This is a genomic window from Variovorax sp. WS11 (genome assembly GCF_010499245.1).
Classification (GTDB): Bacteria; Pseudomonadota; Gammaproteobacteria; order Burkholderiales; family Burkholderiaceae_C; genus Variovorax.
On record NZ_JAAGOW010000001.1, the window covers coordinates 3,778,804 to 3,793,414 of the forward strand.

The 14,611-nt window shown below is 70.5% G+C and carries 14 protein-coding genes; 10 read left to right on the forward strand and 4 right to left on the reverse strand.

Annotated features, from left to right (window positions below; genetic code table 11):
* The first annotated feature begins 16 nt into the window (after positions 1-16).
* The 8 genes from GXN78_RS18540 to GXN78_RS18575 are packed head-to-tail and all read left to right on the forward strand — an operon-like array spanning position 17 to position 7,937.
* The gene (locus tag GXN78_RS18540; RefSeq protein ID WP_106554833.1) at positions 17-991 is read left to right on the forward strand and encodes a flavin reductase; all 975 of its coding nucleotides are present in this window, start codon (positions 17-19) and stop codon (positions 989-991) included.
* 26 nt (positions 992-1,017) lie between these two features.
* Positions 1,018-2,205: an acyl-CoA dehydrogenase family protein gene (locus tag GXN78_RS18545; protein WP_106554832.1), complete on the forward strand. Its 1,188-nt coding sequence runs from the start codon at positions 1,018-1,020 to the stop codon at positions 2,203-2,205.
* 3 nt (positions 2,206-2,208) lie between these two features.
* Positions 2,209-3,336 carry an acyl-CoA dehydrogenase family protein gene (locus tag GXN78_RS18550; RefSeq protein WP_106554831.1) on the forward strand — a complete coding sequence of 376 codons (1,128 nt, stop codon included), beginning with the start codon at positions 2,209-2,211 and terminating at the stop codon, positions 3,334-3,336.
* A complete protein-coding gene (locus GXN78_RS18555; protein ID WP_106554830.1) occupies positions 3,333-4,094 on the forward strand; it encodes an enoyl-CoA hydratase/isomerase family protein in 762 nt (253 codons plus the stop codon). Before GXN78_RS18550 ends, GXN78_RS18555 begins: the two co-directional genes overlap by 4 nt.
* A 9-nt stretch (positions 4,095-4,103) precedes the next feature.
* The gene (locus GXN78_RS18560) at positions 4,104-6,269 is read left to right on the forward strand and encodes an acetate--CoA ligase family protein (protein ID WP_239142762.1); all 2,166 of its coding nucleotides are present in this window, start codon (positions 4,104-4,106) and stop codon (positions 6,267-6,269) included.
* Positions 6,266-7,024, forward strand: a complete 759-nt coding sequence (locus tag GXN78_RS18565) for a glucose 1-dehydrogenase (protein ID WP_106554828.1) — start codon at positions 6,266-6,268, stop codon at positions 7,022-7,024. Before GXN78_RS18560 ends, GXN78_RS18565 begins: the two co-directional genes overlap by 4 nt.
* The gene (locus GXN78_RS18570; RefSeq protein ID WP_106554827.1) at positions 7,021-7,389 is read left to right on the forward strand and encodes a VOC family protein; all 369 of its coding nucleotides are present in this window, start codon (positions 7,021-7,023) and stop codon (positions 7,387-7,389) included. Before GXN78_RS18565 ends, GXN78_RS18570 begins: the two co-directional genes overlap by 4 nt.
* Positions 7,386-7,937 (forward strand): nuclear transport factor 2 family protein, encoded by a 552-nt coding sequence (locus GXN78_RS18575; RefSeq protein ID WP_106554826.1) that lies wholly within the window; start codon positions 7,386-7,388, stop codon positions 7,935-7,937. The genes GXN78_RS18570 and GXN78_RS18575 overlap by 4 nt, the downstream gene beginning before the upstream one ends.
* A 37-nt stretch (positions 7,938-7,974) precedes the next feature.
* Here GXN78_RS18575 and GXN78_RS18580 read toward each other — a convergent pair whose 3' ends face one another.
* From GXN78_RS18580 to GXN78_RS18595, 4 genes are read right to left on the reverse strand one after another with little or no spacing between them, the layout of a single operon-like run.
* Positions 7,975-8,955 carry a zinc-binding dehydrogenase gene (locus GXN78_RS18580; RefSeq protein ID WP_106554825.1) on the reverse strand — a complete coding sequence of 327 codons (981 nt, stop codon included), beginning with the start codon at positions 8,953-8,955 and terminating at the stop codon, positions 7,975-7,977.
* Between the two features lie 5 nt (positions 8,956-8,960).
* Positions 8,961-10,043 (reverse strand): isocitrate/isopropylmalate family dehydrogenase, encoded by a 1,083-nt coding sequence (locus tag GXN78_RS18585; RefSeq protein WP_106554824.1) that lies wholly within the window; start codon positions 10,041-10,043, stop codon positions 8,961-8,963.
* Between the two features lie 26 nt (positions 10,044-10,069).
* The gene (locus tag GXN78_RS18590; protein ID WP_106554823.1) at positions 10,070-11,440 is read right to left on the reverse strand and encodes an MmgE/PrpD family protein; all 1,371 of its coding nucleotides are present in this window, start codon (positions 11,438-11,440) and stop codon (positions 10,070-10,072) included.
* 49 nt (positions 11,441-11,489) lie between these two features.
* Positions 11,490-12,458: a tripartite tricarboxylate transporter substrate binding protein gene (locus tag GXN78_RS18595; RefSeq protein WP_106554822.1), complete on the reverse strand. Its 969-nt coding sequence runs from the start codon at positions 12,456-12,458 to the stop codon at positions 11,490-11,492.
* Between the two features lie 106 nt (positions 12,459-12,564).
* Between GXN78_RS18595 and GXN78_RS18600 the strand changes: the two genes are divergently transcribed.
* Positions 12,565-13,476: a LysR family transcriptional regulator gene (locus GXN78_RS18600; protein WP_106554821.1), complete on the forward strand. Its 912-nt coding sequence runs from the start codon at positions 12,565-12,567 to the stop codon at positions 13,474-13,476.
* A gap of 111 nt (positions 13,477-13,587) precedes the next feature.
* Entirely contained in the window at positions 13,588-14,556 is a 969-nt protein-coding gene (locus GXN78_RS18605) for an AraC family transcriptional regulator (RefSeq protein ID WP_106554820.1), read from the forward strand.
* The last annotated feature ends 55 nt before the right edge of the window (positions 14,557-14,611 follow it).

The following is a 14,611-nucleotide window of genomic DNA, read 5'->3' on the forward strand; positions in this document are numbered from 1 at the left end:
CGCCAAGGCGTACGCCATGACTCGCACGACCTTGCAACGCGATGGCATCGAGCCGGCACTGTTCCGGCAGCTGCTCGGCTGCTTTCCGACCGGCGTGGCCGTCATCACCACGCGCGCGGCCGACGGGACGCCCGCGGGCCTGACCTGCAATTCCTTCAGCTCCGTCTCGCTGGAGCCGCCGCTGGTGCTGTTCAGCCTGCGCAAGGAGAGCCGGCTGATGGCGACCTTCGCCGAGGCCGAGGGCTTCGCCATCAACATCCTGTCGCAGCGGCAGGATGCGCTGTCGGGCCGCTTCGCCTCCAGCAAGATCGCGGACAAGTTCGAGGGCGTGGCCTGGCACGCGGGGCCGCTGGGCATGCCCGTCATCGAGGACTGCCTGGCCAGCTTCGAATGCAGCGTCTACGCCCGCCACGAGGCCGGCGATCACCATGTCTTCATCGGGGAAGTCAGGCACATGAGCAGCGGCCCGACCGACCAGGCCCTGGTGTTCTACAAGGGCGCCTACATGATGCTGGCGGAGTCGCTGCGCAACCTGGTGGTCCAGGGGCGGCTCGGCTCGCCCGACATCGACGAGGCCTACCGCACGCTGTACGGCACGCTGCTGCGGCTGGCCTGCGAGCGCGCCAGCGACGGCGAGATCGACGCGATCGAGGCCGCTGTCGACGTCATAGAAGCGCACCAGGCCACCGACACGCTTGCGCAGCGCATCGACTCGGCCAGCCGCTTCTTCTCCGCCATCGCAACGGCCGGGCACAACGAGGCCCTCACGCTGATGGCACAGACGATGACCACCATCTTGCGCGAACGCATGACGCACGTCCCGGTGCGGCCGCGGCCGGACCTCTTCCCGCTGCGGCGCAAGGTCGTGCACTGCCTGCGGGCACGCGACGCGGACGGCGCCGCCGCCGCGCTCGACGAGCTGATTGACAAGCTGCGCAAGGGCGGCGAGCTGCAGGCCGGCGCGGACGCCGCCCCGGCCGAGGCCCGATAGACAAAAACACTTTGACAGGAGACCACATGTCGAACACCGACGCCCCCGGCGCCGAGGCGGATGCCTACGCCGCCTTTCGCCGCGAGCTGGAAGACTTCGCCCGCAGCGCCTGCCCGCCGGAAATCCGCGCCGTGGTGGCCGCGGGCCAGAAGGTCACCAAGCGCGAGTACCTGGGCTGGCACCAGGTCCTGCACGCCAAGGGTTGGGGCGCGCCCAGCTGGCCCAAGGAGTACGGCGGCACCGGCTGGGACCTGAAGCAGCGGCTGATCTTCGAGGAGGTGATGGCGGAGGCGGAGTGCCCGCCGCTCTACCACCACGGCCTCGGCCACATCGGCCCGGTCATCATCCGCTTCGGCACGCCCGAGCAGAAGGCGCGCCTCCTGCCGCGCATCCTGGATGGCTCCGACTGGTGGTGCCAGGGCTACTCGGAGCCGGGCTCGGGCTCGGACCTGGCCTCGCTCAGCACCAGCGCCCGGCGCGACGGCGACGACTACGTGGTCAACGGCCAGAAGATCTGGACCTCGCATGCCCACGAGGCCAGCATGATCTACATGCTGGTGCGCACCTCGAAGGAGGCGAAGAAGCAGGAGGGCATCTCGCTGATCCTGGTGCCGATGGGCACGCCCGGCATCACGGTGCGCCCCATCCGCACCATCGACGGCTGGCACCACCTCAACGAGGTGTTCTTCGACGAGGTGCGCGTCCCCGCCGCCAACCTGATCGGCGAGGAGGGCAAGGGCTGGACCTGCGCCAAGTACCTGCTCGAGCGCGAGCGCCTGCCGCCCGCGAGCGTCTCCCGGCTGGAGCTGGTGAGAAGGCAGGTCACCCGTGTGGTGGACGAGGCCGCCAGGGACAGCGCCGGGCGCCGGGATTTCGGCAGCCTGCGCTACCGGCTGCTGCTGGCCGAGGCCGACCTGAAAGGCGCGCGCGCCGTACTGGCCAACGCCACCGACGACCTGATGCACCAGCGCCCGCTCGGTGCGCAGCCCTCGACGCTCAAGCTCTTGTGCAGCGATGTCGCGCAGCGGCTGACCACCATCGCGCTCGACGCGGTCGGGCCGGATGCGGCGCATCGCTTCCTCGTCGACGAGGGCGAGGGCGAGCCCGGCGCGACCTGGGTGCAGAACTACCTGTTCACGCGGGCAAGAACGATCGCGGGCGGCACTTCCGAAGTGCAGCGCAACGTCGTCGCCCACGAACTGCTCGGAGCCTGACCTGTGCCCACCTCATTCAATCCCCTGTTCCCCGGCATGCTGCTCGACGCAGCCAGCCGCTTCGCCCAGGACCACGCCGCGGCGCACGACTTCGCGGACACCGACCCGATCGCCGAGATGGGCTGGGCCTGCACGCTGGTGCCCGAGGAACTCGACGGAGCAGGCGGCACGCTGGCCGATCTCGCCTCCATCGTCGAGGGCCTCGCCACGCACGGCCTGCACCTGCCGGTGGTGGAGGCCTGTGCCATCGCGCCCCTCCTGCTGCAGGCAGCGCAGCCCGAAGCCGCCGCGCGCTGGCTGCAGGCCGTGTGCGAGGGCAGCGCCAGGATCGCGCCGCTCACGGCGCTGGCCGCGCCGCTGGACGAGATCGCCGTGCAGGCGCAGCAGCTCGACATCGGCTTTGCGCTGACAGGCGACGCGCTGGGCGTCGACGTCTCGCGGGCCGCCACCCACTACCTGGTGCCCGCCGTGCTGCAGGGCACGCAGGAGACGGCGATCTTCCTCGTCGACGCCGAGCGCGTCGCGCCTGCCGCCGCCTACCGCACCATGGAAGGCCGGCACACAGAGGACTTCAGGCTGGTGCAGCTCGCCGTGCCCGCCAGTGCCTGCCTCGCGCGCGGTGCCGAGGCGCAGGATGCCTTGCTGCGTGCCCAGGACGCGGCCCTTCTGCTGACGGCAGCCGATACCGTGGCAGCGCTTGCCACGCTCATCGAGCAGACCGTCAACCATCTCAAGGAGCGGCGCCAGTTCGGCGTCGCGCTCTCGTCCTTTCAGGTGCTGCGCCACCGCGCGGCCGACATGTACGTGCGCTACCTCGGCGCGAGGGGGCAGCTGATGCACGCCTTTCACGAGCATGAAACCGATGCCGCCGGCCTGCGCCGCACGCTGGCGTTGATGAAGGTGTCGCTGGCCGAGACCGCCAGGGCCTGCGCCGAAGCCGCGATCCAGATGCACGGCGGCATGGGCGTGAGCGAGGAAGTGCTGGCCACCCGCATGGCCCAGCGCCTGCTCGCTTCCGAGTTCCGCTACGGCGACCGCCTCGCGCATGCCACGCGCCTGCTCGCGCCACAGGACCCCGAGGGCGCGCTGCGCGACCTCGGCACCCCCCACGTTTCCAGGAGTTCACGATGAGCGTCAGCCTCGAAGTTTCCGAATACGTCGCCGTGGTGCGGCTGGACAAGCCGCCGGTGAACGCGCTGGCCCGCGAAACGCGGCGGCGCCTGATCGAGGTCTTCGACGAGATCTCCGAGCGCAGCGACATCCGCGCCGCCATCCTCACCGGCACCGGCAAGTTCTTCTGCTCCGGCGCCGACCTCAAGGACCGTCCCGACCCAGACAAGGCCGGCGACTTCCTCGGCCACAACCGCCTGACGCGCGAGACCGGCAACGCGATCCGCGAGTGCGCCAAGCCGGTGATCGCGGCCGTCAACGGCCCCGCGCTGGGCGCCGGCATGGGCCTGATGGCCGCCTGCGACATCTTCCTCGCCTCCGAGGACGCGAGCTTCGCGATGCCCGAGATCAACGTGGGCCTGGCCGGTGGCGTGTCGATGCTCAGGACCATGGTGGGGCGCTCCTTCACCCGCCGCATGTTCTTCACCGGCATGCGGGTGCCGGCGGCGGAGATGTACCGCCGCGGCGTGCTGGACGAAGTGGTTCCCGCCGAGCAGTTGATGCCCCTCGCGATGCAGATCGCGCAGGACATCGCGTCGAAGAGCCCGGTCGCCATCGCCTATGCCAAGCAGGCCGCGAACATGATGGACCTGATGCCGCAGCGCGACGGCTACCGCTTCGAGCAGAACTTCACCATGGCCTTGTCGAAGACCGACGACGCGAAGGAGGCCCGCCAGGCTTTCCTGGAAAAGCGCAAGCCGGTCTACAAGGGGCAATGAACCATGGGCGTGGCTGAACTCGACAAGGTGGCGCCAGTGACTGAAGTGGCTGAAGTAGCCGAAGTGGGAAGGGGTCTCGACGCGCTGTTCCGGCCGCGCTCGATCGCCATCTTCGGCGCCTCGGACGACGTGACCAAGATCGGCGGCCGGCCGCTGCAGTTCCTGCAGAAGTACGGCTACGCCGGTGCGATCTACCCCATCAACCGCAAGGCCGGCAAGGTCCAGTCGCTGCGCGCCTACGCCGGCGTGGGCGATCTGCCGGAAGTGCCCGAGCTGGCCGTTGTGGCGGTGCCGCCCGGCGGCGTGCTGGAGGTCGTGCAGGACTGCGCTGCTCGCGGCGTGCGCGCGGCGGTCATCCTCACCGCGGGCTTCTCCGAGATGGGCGAGGAGGGCGCCCGGCTGCAGCGCGCCATCGGCGAAGTGGCCCGAGCGTCGGGCATGCGCGTCGTCGGCCCCAACTGCCTGGGCTCGATCGGCGTGCCCGAGAAGAGCATCGCCACCTTCTCCGTGGCGCTGGAGTCGGCCTTGCCCGCCGCGGGGCCGGTGGGCATCGTGTCGCAGAGCGGCAACCTCGGCAGCTACACCATGCGGCTGGCGGCCGAGCGCGGCATCGGCATCAGCAGACTGCTCACCACCGGCAACGAATGCGACGTCGACATCGCCGATGCCATCGCCTCGCTGGCGCGCGACCCCGGCACCTCGGTGATCCTGTGCTGCATGGAAACCTGCCGAGACGGCGCCAAGCTGCTGCGCGCCATGGCGATGGCGCGCGAGGCCGGCAAACCCCTGGTGGTGCTGAAGGTCGGCGTTTCCGCCGCGGGCAGCGAGGCGGCTGCATCGCACACCGGCGCGCTGGCGGGCTCCGACGCCGTGTTCGACGTGGTGCTGCGCAACGGCGGCGCCCTGCGGGTGCCCAGCATCGAGCAGTTGCTGGAAGTGGGCCACGCGATCGCGGTGGTCGGCGCGGACCGCGCGCCGAAGGGCAACCGCACCGCGTTGATGACCGCCTCGGGCGGCTTCGGCGTGCTGATGGCCGATGCGGCCAGCATGCACGGCCTGGCCTTGCCGAAGCTCTCGGCGCGCACGCAGGAGCGTATCGTCGCCGCGCTGCCCTTCGCATCGGCCGTGAATCCGGTCGACATGACGGCCCAGGTGTCGAGCCGGCCGGAGCTGCTGGTGCAGGCGCTGTCGGCGGTGGCGGACGACGAGTCCTGCGATGCCCTGATCCTGCAGTCCGCCTATGCCTTCCAGCTGCCGCGGCTGCGCGACGTCTACATCGCCGCGCTGGAGCAGCTGCGCCGGGACCATCCCTCGCGCCTCGTCCTGTTGTGCTGCAAGCCGCCGCGCGAAGTGGCGGCGCAGCTGCACGGGATGGGCTTCCCGACCGTGGAGACCATCGATGCGGCCTGCGCGACGCTGGCGGCGCTGGTGCGGCTCGGCACGCGGAGCGAGGCCGTTCAAACGGAGACGGCGCCGGAAGCGAAGGCCGCGCTGTCCGCCGAAGCCTTTGCGAACGAGGCGAGCGCCAAGGCCGCGCTCGCGCAGGCGGGGCTTCTCGTGCTCCGGGAGATCACGGCATCGAGCCGCGACGCGGCGCTGGCGGCGGCGCGCGAGATCGGCTTCCCGGTCGTGCTCAAGATCGTCTCGCCCGACATTGCGCACAAGACCGAGGTCGGCGGCGTCGTCGTCGGCGTGGGATCGGAGCCGCAGCTGCTGGACGACTACGACAGCCTGCTGGCGCGCGTCGTGCAGAAGGCGCCACGGGCCCGCATCGACGGCGTGCTGGTGGCGCAGATGGCGCGCGGCGGCACCGAGCTGATCCTCGGGACCAAGAAAGATCCGGTCTTCGGCCCGGTGGTGATGGTGGGCCTGGGCGGCATCTTCGCCGAGGTGCTCAAGGATGTCGCCCTGCAGGTGGCGCCGGTGAGCGAGTCGCAGGCGGTCGCGATGCTGCGCTCGCTCAAGGCCTTCGCCCTGCTCGATGGCGCACGCGGCCGGCCGCGTGCAGACGTGCAAGCCGCCGCGCGTGCGGTGGCGAGCCTCTCGCGCTTTGCCGTGCGGCATGCGGATGCCGTCGCGGAGATCGACATAAATCCGCTGGTGGTGCTGGATGAAGGGCAGGGCGCCTTCGCGCTCGATGCACTGCTGGTGCCGGAAACGAAAGGCAAACCATGAATGCATCCCTGGAAGGCCGCGCGGCCTTCATCAGCGGCGCCGGCCACGGCATCGGCCGCGCCACCGCGCTCGAAATGGCCCGGCTGGGCGCCACCGTCGGTGTGAACGACCTCAAGCCGGAGTTCGTGGAAGACACCGTCGCCGAGATCCGCCGCCTCGGCGGCAAGGCGGTCGCGATGCCGGGCGACGTCTCGACCCGCGAGGGCATGCGCGAAGCGGTATTGCGCTTCGCGCGCGAGGCGGGGCGGCTGGACGTGATGGTCAACAACGCGGCCTGGGTGCGCTACCAGCCGCTGGCCGAGATCACGCCGGAGGTGATGGACCGGATGGTGGAGATCGGCTTCAAGTCGGTGATCTGGGGCATCCAGGCCGCCGCCGAGGCGATGGATCCGGAGCGCGGTGGCTCGATCGTCAACGTGGCGTCCATCGCCGCCTTCAAGTCGCCGGCGCGGTCGGTGGTGTACAGCGGGTTGAAGGCCGGCGTGCTCGGCATCACCCGCGCCGCGGCCGCCGACCTGGGCGCGCGCCGCATCCGCGTCAACGCGGTGGCGCCGGGCGCGGTGCCGACCGAGGGCACGGCCAAGCACCGCAATGCCGAGCTCGATGCCAAGCGCATCGCGCGCACGCCGCTCGGCCGGCTCGGGACGGTGGAAGACATCGCCGACGCGATCTGCTTCCTGGCCGGTGACGGCTCGCGCTTCATCAATGCGGATGTGCTGCGCCTCGACGGCGGCGCGTCGGAGACCTCGCTGTGAGCGGCCCCAAGCGTCTGCAGAACGTGTACGTGGTGGCCGAACGGCCGGCCGAGCTGCACGCCTTCTACGAATCCGCGCTGGGGCTGCAGCTCAAGTTCCGCGACCAGGAGCGCTGGTTCCAGTACAGCGTGGGCAACACCAGCGTGGCGCTCGCCTGCAGGGAAGAGGCGGCGCCTGCGACCTCCGGGCTCGTGATGGTGTTCGAGGTGGAGGACTTCGCCGCGGCGCAGGAACGCATCGCCGGCGCGGGGGGAGAGGTGCTCGGCATCCGCGACATGGGCGCGCACGGCGCGGTCCTGTCGCTGCGCGACCCGGAAGGCAACGTCGTGCAGCTGTTCAAGCGCGCGGCCACGCCGGCGCCATGAGCTCGGCAGCGCAAGAGCAGCTGCAGGCCTTGCTCGACCGCGAGGCCATCCGCGAGTGCTTGTACCGCTACTGCCGCGGCATCGACCGCGCCGACGAGGCTGCGCTGCGTTCCGCCTACTGGGAGGACGCCACCGACTGCCACGGCGCCTGGAACGGCAGCGCCGCCGGCTTCATCGAGCAGGCCCTGCAACGCCTGCGCGGCGGCGGCCGGCGCGTGCACCAGGTGTCGAACATCTGCATCGAGCTGCATGGCGAGCTCGCCGCGGTGGAGAGCTCTTTCCTGGCGCTGCAGGCCCCGGCCGGCGCGACGGTGCAGACCCTCCTGTGCGGCCGCTACGTGGACCGCTTCGAGCGTCGCCGCGGCGAGTGGCGCGTCGCCGCGCGGACCGTGGTGTACGACTGGATCGAGGAGCGGCAGCGCCCGGAGCTCGCGCTCGGCGACGAGGCCCTGTTCGGCAAGCGCCAGCCCGTGGGGCGTGCGGCGCCGGACGATGCGGTGTATGCGCTGCTGCGCGAAGTGCGCGCCGCTGCACAGATGACCTGCTGATCCGCAAGCGCGAGCAGTTTTTCGCCGGCGACGGAGATCAGGCCGGCATGCGCACGATGATCTTTCCGATATGCGCGCCGGCTTCCATGCGGGCCTTGGCCTCCGGCAGCCGCGCGAAGTCCATCACCTGGTCGATCTGCGGCTGGATGCGTCCCGCCGCAAAGTGAGGCAGGACCTCGGCGACGAAACGCGGGATCGCGGCCGCTCGTTGTTCCAGGGTGCGCAGCTTGTTGGAGACGCCGAAGAAGGTGAGGCGCCTGGCATGCAGGGCCGCGAGGTCGATGTCGGCGTGCAGCACGCCGTCGACGTAGCCCACGGTGGCCAGCCGCCCTTCGAAGGCCATCGCGCGCACGTTCTCCGCGAACACCGAGCCGCCGACCGTGTTGACGACCAGGTCGGCGCCGTGCCGGCCGGTCGCCTCCATCACCGCCGGCGCAAAGTCCGGCTCGCGGGTACACAGCGCGACGTCCAGGCCGAGCGGCTCGAGTGCGGCCAGCTTGTCGCGCGAGCCCGAGGTGCCGATGACGCGCGCGCCCAGGGCCTTGCCCAGCTGCAGCGAGGCCACGCCCACGCCGGAGGACACGCCGTTGACGAGCAGCCATTCGCCCGGCTTCAGCCGGCCTTGCAGCACCAGCATGTCGAAGGCCACCAGGAAGGTCAGCGGAATGCCGGCCGCCTGCTCCCACGCGAGGCTCTCCGGCATCGCCATGGCCTCCGCCGCCTCCATCAGTGCGTATTCCGAGAAGGCGCCCGCGCAGCGGCCCATGACGCGGTCGCCCGGCTGGAAGCCGCTCGCCTCGGCGCCGGCGGCCACGACCACACCCGCGCCCTCGCCGCCGATCGCCTTCCAGCTGCCGGGTTGGCCTTGTGGGCCATGCCCCGGCAGGAACTCCCCACGGTTCAGCGCCGCGGCGTGCAGGCGCACCAGCAGCTGATGCGGGCCCGGCGTCGGCGCGGGGACATCGCGCAGCGCCAGCGCGGTGCCCGTCTCGGCCATCTGCATCCGATAGGACTGCATGGCCGCTAGCTCTGCAGGTTGCGCAGCACGGCCTGCGTGAAGGCCGCGGTGTTGCCGCTGCCGCGGATGTCGCCCGTGCGGGCGCGCGGGTCGGCCAGCGCCGCCGTGGTCGCCCGCGACATCGACGCGCCCATGCGCACCGCGCCTTCGTTGCCGCGGCTGTGGCCCAGCCACTCGAAGAGCATGCGCGTGGATTCGATCATGGCGTAGGGGTTGGCGATGCCACGGCTCGCGATGTCGGGGGCCGAGCCATGCGTGGCCTGTGCCATCGCCACGTCGCCGTCGCCGATGCACAGCCCCGGCGCCATGCCCAGGCCGCCCACCAGCCCGGCCGCCTCGTCGGAGAGGATGTCGCCGAACATGTTGGTCGTCACCACCACGTCGAAGTTCTGCGGATCGCGCACCAGCCGCATCGCGAAGGTGTCGACGATCACGTCGTCGACGCGCACGTCGGGGTACTCGGCCGCGAGCTTGCGGCACTCCTCCACGAACATGCCGCAGCCGAGCTTGAACACGGTGTCCTTGTGGACGTAGGTGAGGTGCTTGCGCCGCTGGCGCGCGAGCTCGAAGGCCGCGCGCGCGACGCGCCGGCTGCCCGTGCGCGTGATCACGCGCACCGAGAGCGTCACCTCGTCGGTCGGGCGGAACTCGCCCGAGCCGGCGACCATGTTGCGGTCCGGCTGAAAGCCCTCGTTGTTCTCGCGCACGATCACCAGGTCCACCCCCTCGTGCAGGCAGCCGATATCGGGGTAGGAGCGCGTCGGGCGGACGTTGGCGAACAGGTTGAACTGCTTGCGCAGGATCGGGTGCGGGTTGATCGCGCTGGGCCCCTTGGGATAGGCGCGATGCCCGATGGGTCCGAGGATCCAGCCGTCCAGCGACTGGAGGCCCTCCATGGTTTCGGGCGGCAGCGTGTGGCCGTGCGTCTCGAGGGCGCGCGCGCCGATGGGCAGAGGGCGCCAGTCGATCTGGACGCCGTGCAGTTCGGCCGCGGCGCGGGCGATGTCCACGGCGGCGGGCACGATCTCGTGGCCGATGTCGTCGCCGTTCAGGATGCCGATGCGAAGGGGTGCGAGGGTGGTCGTCACTTGGGGTCCGGTGGAAGTGGGAGGGGTCACGCGCCGCACAGCGCCGTGAGGGCGCGCACGTCGGGCAGCGAGGCCAGCGTCCGGCAGGTCTTCGTGATCTCGTCCGAGCGGGCCTGGCCCAGCACCGGCACCGCGAGCGAGCCGAACTTGGCCTCCAACTGCGCATCGGTCAGAGGGTTCTGCAGCGATCCGATGGCGTGGTCCACGTGAACCTCGACGCGGCGCCCATCGTGCAGCACCGCCGTCACATGGGCCGCCGCTTCGTCGATGCTGTCGTCGACGCTGGCCTGCACCTTGTTGCGCAGGGCCACGACCTGCGGGTCGTTGACCACCGCGTCGGAGAACTCCTCCTCCGCCGCGCGGCCGTGGATTAGACCCACCGCGCAGCCGTGGTAGACGCTGAACTTGCCCTGCAGGCCGTCCTTCGGCTCCTTCTTGCCGGTGAGCTCCAGCACCAGCGAGTGCACGCGCAGCTCGATGCGTTCCACCTGCTCGGGCGTGACGCCCTGCGCGCCCAGCCGCACGCAGGCGTCGATGCTGGGATGGATCACGATGCCGCAGGCAAAGGGTTTGTAGGTGTTGAAGGAGATCTCGAAGCGCTCGCCCAGCTCGTCGGTCACTTCGTTCCAGGCGCGCTTGTCCGAGGCCACCTGCACGAAACCGCGCGGCGCCTCCAGCGCGCGGGCGCTGGCGGTGAAGCCCTGGCTCGCCAGCAGCGCGGACATCAGCCCCGCGCGCGCGGCGGCGCCGGGATGGAAGGGCTTGGTCATCGTGCCGAACTGCTCGCGCAGGCCGACCGGCTGCGAGGCCGCGATGCCGAGCGCCATGGCCGTCTGCGCTTCGTCCAGCCGCAGCAGGCGCGCGCAGCCGGCCGCCGCGCCGAGCATGCCGGTGGAGCCGGTGATGTGCCAGCCGCGGTCGTAGTGGTCCGGGTACATGGCGTTGCCGATGCGGCAGGCCACGTCGATGCCCAGCACCAGCGCATCGATCACGTCCCGCCCGGCGGCGCCGTTGCGCTCGGCCAGTGCCAGCACGGCCGAGGCGACCGGGCCGGCGGGATGGATGATCGTCTTCAGGTGGGTGTCGTCGAAGTCGAAGGTGTGGGAGGTGATGCCGTTGACCAGCGCCGCGCTGGCCATGTCGATCTTCTCCGGCCGGCCCAGCACGGTCGCCTGCGGCGCCGGCTGCAGCAGCTGCACGGCGGCCAGGGCCGCATCGGCCGCTTCGTGGCGCGCCGCGCCGATCGCGCAGCCGAGCCAGTTGTAGAAGGTGCGATGCGCCTCGCGCTCCACCGCGTCGCTCCATCCGCGTGAGGGATGGCCGGTGACGAATTTGGCGAGGATGGCGGTGATCGGAGGTGCCGACAGGTCGGCAGGAACGTTCGTATTGCGAGCCACGGGGATCTTCTCTGGTTGCTGAGGGTGGTGAATGAGGCGCCGGCGAGGATCACTCGTCGAGGCGGATGTTGCGTGCCTTGGCCAGCGCGGTCCAGCGTGCGATCTCGGCACCGATGTACTGGCCGAACTGCTCTGGCGTCATCGGCCAGGGCTCGACGGCCTCGGCGGAAAGCTTCTCGGCGAGGTCGGGCGCCTTCAGCACCGCCACCTGCGTCTCGTTGAGGCGCGCCACGATGTCCGCGGGCAGGCCGGCCGGCCCGACGGAGCCGTACCACTGCATGGCGTCGAAGCCCTTGAAGCCGATCTCCTCCATGGTGGGCACGTCCTTCAGCTGCGCGCTGCGCTGCTTGCCGGTGACGGCCAGCGCGCGCATGCGGCCCGAGCGGAGGTGCGGCAGGGCCGCCGCGAGGCCGGGGAACATGGCTTGCGTCTGGCCGCCGAGCAGGTCGTTGATGGCCGGCGCGATGCCGCGGTACGGGATGTGCAGCATGAACGCGCCGGTCTCCTGCTTGAAGAGCTCCATCGTCAGGTGCGTGAGCGAGCCCGCGCCGGCCGAGCCGTAGCTCACCTTGCCGGGGCTGCGCTTGACGTAGTCGATGAACTCCTTGACGTTCTTCGCCGGCACTTCCGCGTTGACCGCCAGCACGTTGGGCGTGGCGCCGATCATGCCGATCGGGGTGAAGTCCTTGATCGCGTCGTAGCTGACGCGCCGTGTCGCGGGCGTGGTGCCGTGGGTCGCGACGTAGCCCTGCATCAGCGTGTACCCGTCCGGCGCGGCGCGCGCGGTGGTCTGGCAGGCCACCACGCCGCCGCCGCCGCTCTGGTTGTCGACGACGAAGCTCTGGCCCAGCAGCCGGCCCCAGCGCTCGGCGACGACGCGGGCGATCATGTCGTTGCCGCCGCCGGCGGCGACCGGGACGATGTAGCGGATCGGCTTCGCGGGGTAGCCCTGCGCGAAGGCCAGGTGCGGCGCTGCGATGGCCGCCGATGCGGCCTGCAGCAGATGGCGGCGTTGCATGGTGATGTCTCCTTCGTTGTTGTGCGCGCATCTTCTCCCCGCGGCACGTTGCAGTAAATTGCATTCTTCTGGGGTTTTATTGCACTCGCTGCATGAATGGATTGCCATGATCAAGCCGTCGCTCGCGGACCTGCGCGCCTTCGTCACCGTGGGGGAGCTGCAAAGCTTCGCGGCGGCGGCGCGTGCGCTGCACCTGTCGCAGCCCGCGCTCTCGCGCCGCATCTCGCATCTGGAAGACTTGCTCGGCGTGCGCCTGTTCGACCGGACCACGCGCAGCGTCGAACTGACGGTGCTGGGGCAGCGCTTCCTGGGGCAGGTCCGCGGGCTGGTGGAGGGCCTGGACCGCTCCGTCCTCAGCCTGCGGGACGCCGCGGAGCTGGAGGCGGGTGATGTGACGGTCGGCTGCGTGCTCTCCACGGTCCATCACTTTCTGCCGCCGGTGATCCACGACTTCCGCAAGCGCCACCCGCGCGTGCTGGTGCGCATCATCGAGGAGGGCGCGGACGAGGTGCTGGAGAGCGTGAAGCGGGGAGAAGCCGACTTCGCGCTGAACTACATCGGCATGCAGGACCCGGATGTCGAATTCACCCCGCTGCTGAAGGAGCCCTACGTGCTGGCCTGCCCGGCGGGGCATCCGCTCGCGAAGCGCCGCTCCGTAGGCTGGGATGAGCTTGCGGCCTATCCCCTGGCGCGCGTGTCGCACGCGAGCCGCAATCGCCTGTTCATCGACCAGGCGCTCGCCGAGCTGCCGCCGCTGCCCCGTCCGATTTGCGAGGTGCGCCACGTCTCGACGCTGATCGGGATCGTGGAGAGCGGACTGGGCATTGCGGTGGTTCCGCAGCTGACGCTGCCCCGCAGCGCGGCATCGGTGGTGGGCGTGCGGCTGGAGAAGCCCGCGATCAGCCGCACGCTGGGCATCGTCCGCCGGACCGGCCGCAGCCTTTCTCCTGCGGCCGCCGCTTTTGCCGAGGTGCTGGCGCGTGCGGGGCGCACCAAGGTGAAGCCGATGCGCAAATAGACCTTTCCCCGGGGCCTAACGCCTTGCAGGATCCTTGCGCATGTTTGCACGATCCTGCAACGCGAAAGCCCAAGACGAGACAAGCGGCAGCAAAGCTTTAAGCTTCGGCGCATGCTGACATCCCTCCAGAAAGCACCGCAGGACGACCGATCGTCCGATCAGTTGCAGGTCACCGTGATGCGGGCCGAGCTCGCCGCGTTGATCGACCGGCTCACCGGCGGTGCCGACGGCGTCCATCCGACGGCGGTCCCCCGTCTGGCGCTCGCCCGGGCCTCGCAGATGCAGCATCCGGTGCACGCGGTCTACGACCCGGCCTTCTGCGTGCTGGCGCAGGGCAGCAAGCGGGTGCTGCTGGCCGACGAGGTCTACATCTACGACACCAGCCAGTACCTGGTGGTCGCGCAGAACCTGCCGGTGTCCGGCCAGGTGATCGACGCCTCGCCGGAGGCCCCCTACCTGGGCCTGAAGCTGAGCTTCGACGTCAAGGACATTGCCGCCGCGGCGCTGGAGTTCCGCTTCGGCGAAGCCGCGCCCGCGCGCGCCTCCTCGCGCGGGATCTACACCGGCGAACTCTCCACCGCCGTGCTGGACCCGGTGCTGCGCCTGGTCAAGCTGCTGGCCTCGCCCGAGGACGTGCCCGCGCTGGCGCCGCTGATCGTGCGCGAGATCCTGTACCGGCTGCTGAAGTCGCCCGATGGCTGGCGCCTGGCCCAGATGGCTATCGTGGACAGCCACAGCCAGCGCATCACGCAGGCCATCAGCGTGCTCTCGCGGCGCTTCCAGGAGCCGCTGCGTGTCGAAGCGCTGGCGGACGAGGTGCACATGAGCGTGTCCTCGCTGCACCACCATTTCAAGGCGGTCACCGCGATGAGCCCGCTGCAGTTCCAGAAGCAGCTGCGGCTGCAGGAGGCGCGGCGCATCATGATCAGCGAACACGTGGACGCCGCGACCGCGGGGCATCGCGTGGGCTATGAAAGCCAGTCGCAGTTCAACCGGGAGTACAGCCGCTTCTTCGGCTCGCCGCCGGCGCGCGATGTGAAGCGGCTGCGGGAGCTGCAGCTGGGGCGCGTGAGCGGGTGACGCGGCTGAGTCTGCGGCGAATGTTGCGATAGCGCGCTGCAAAGGTGCCCGCGGG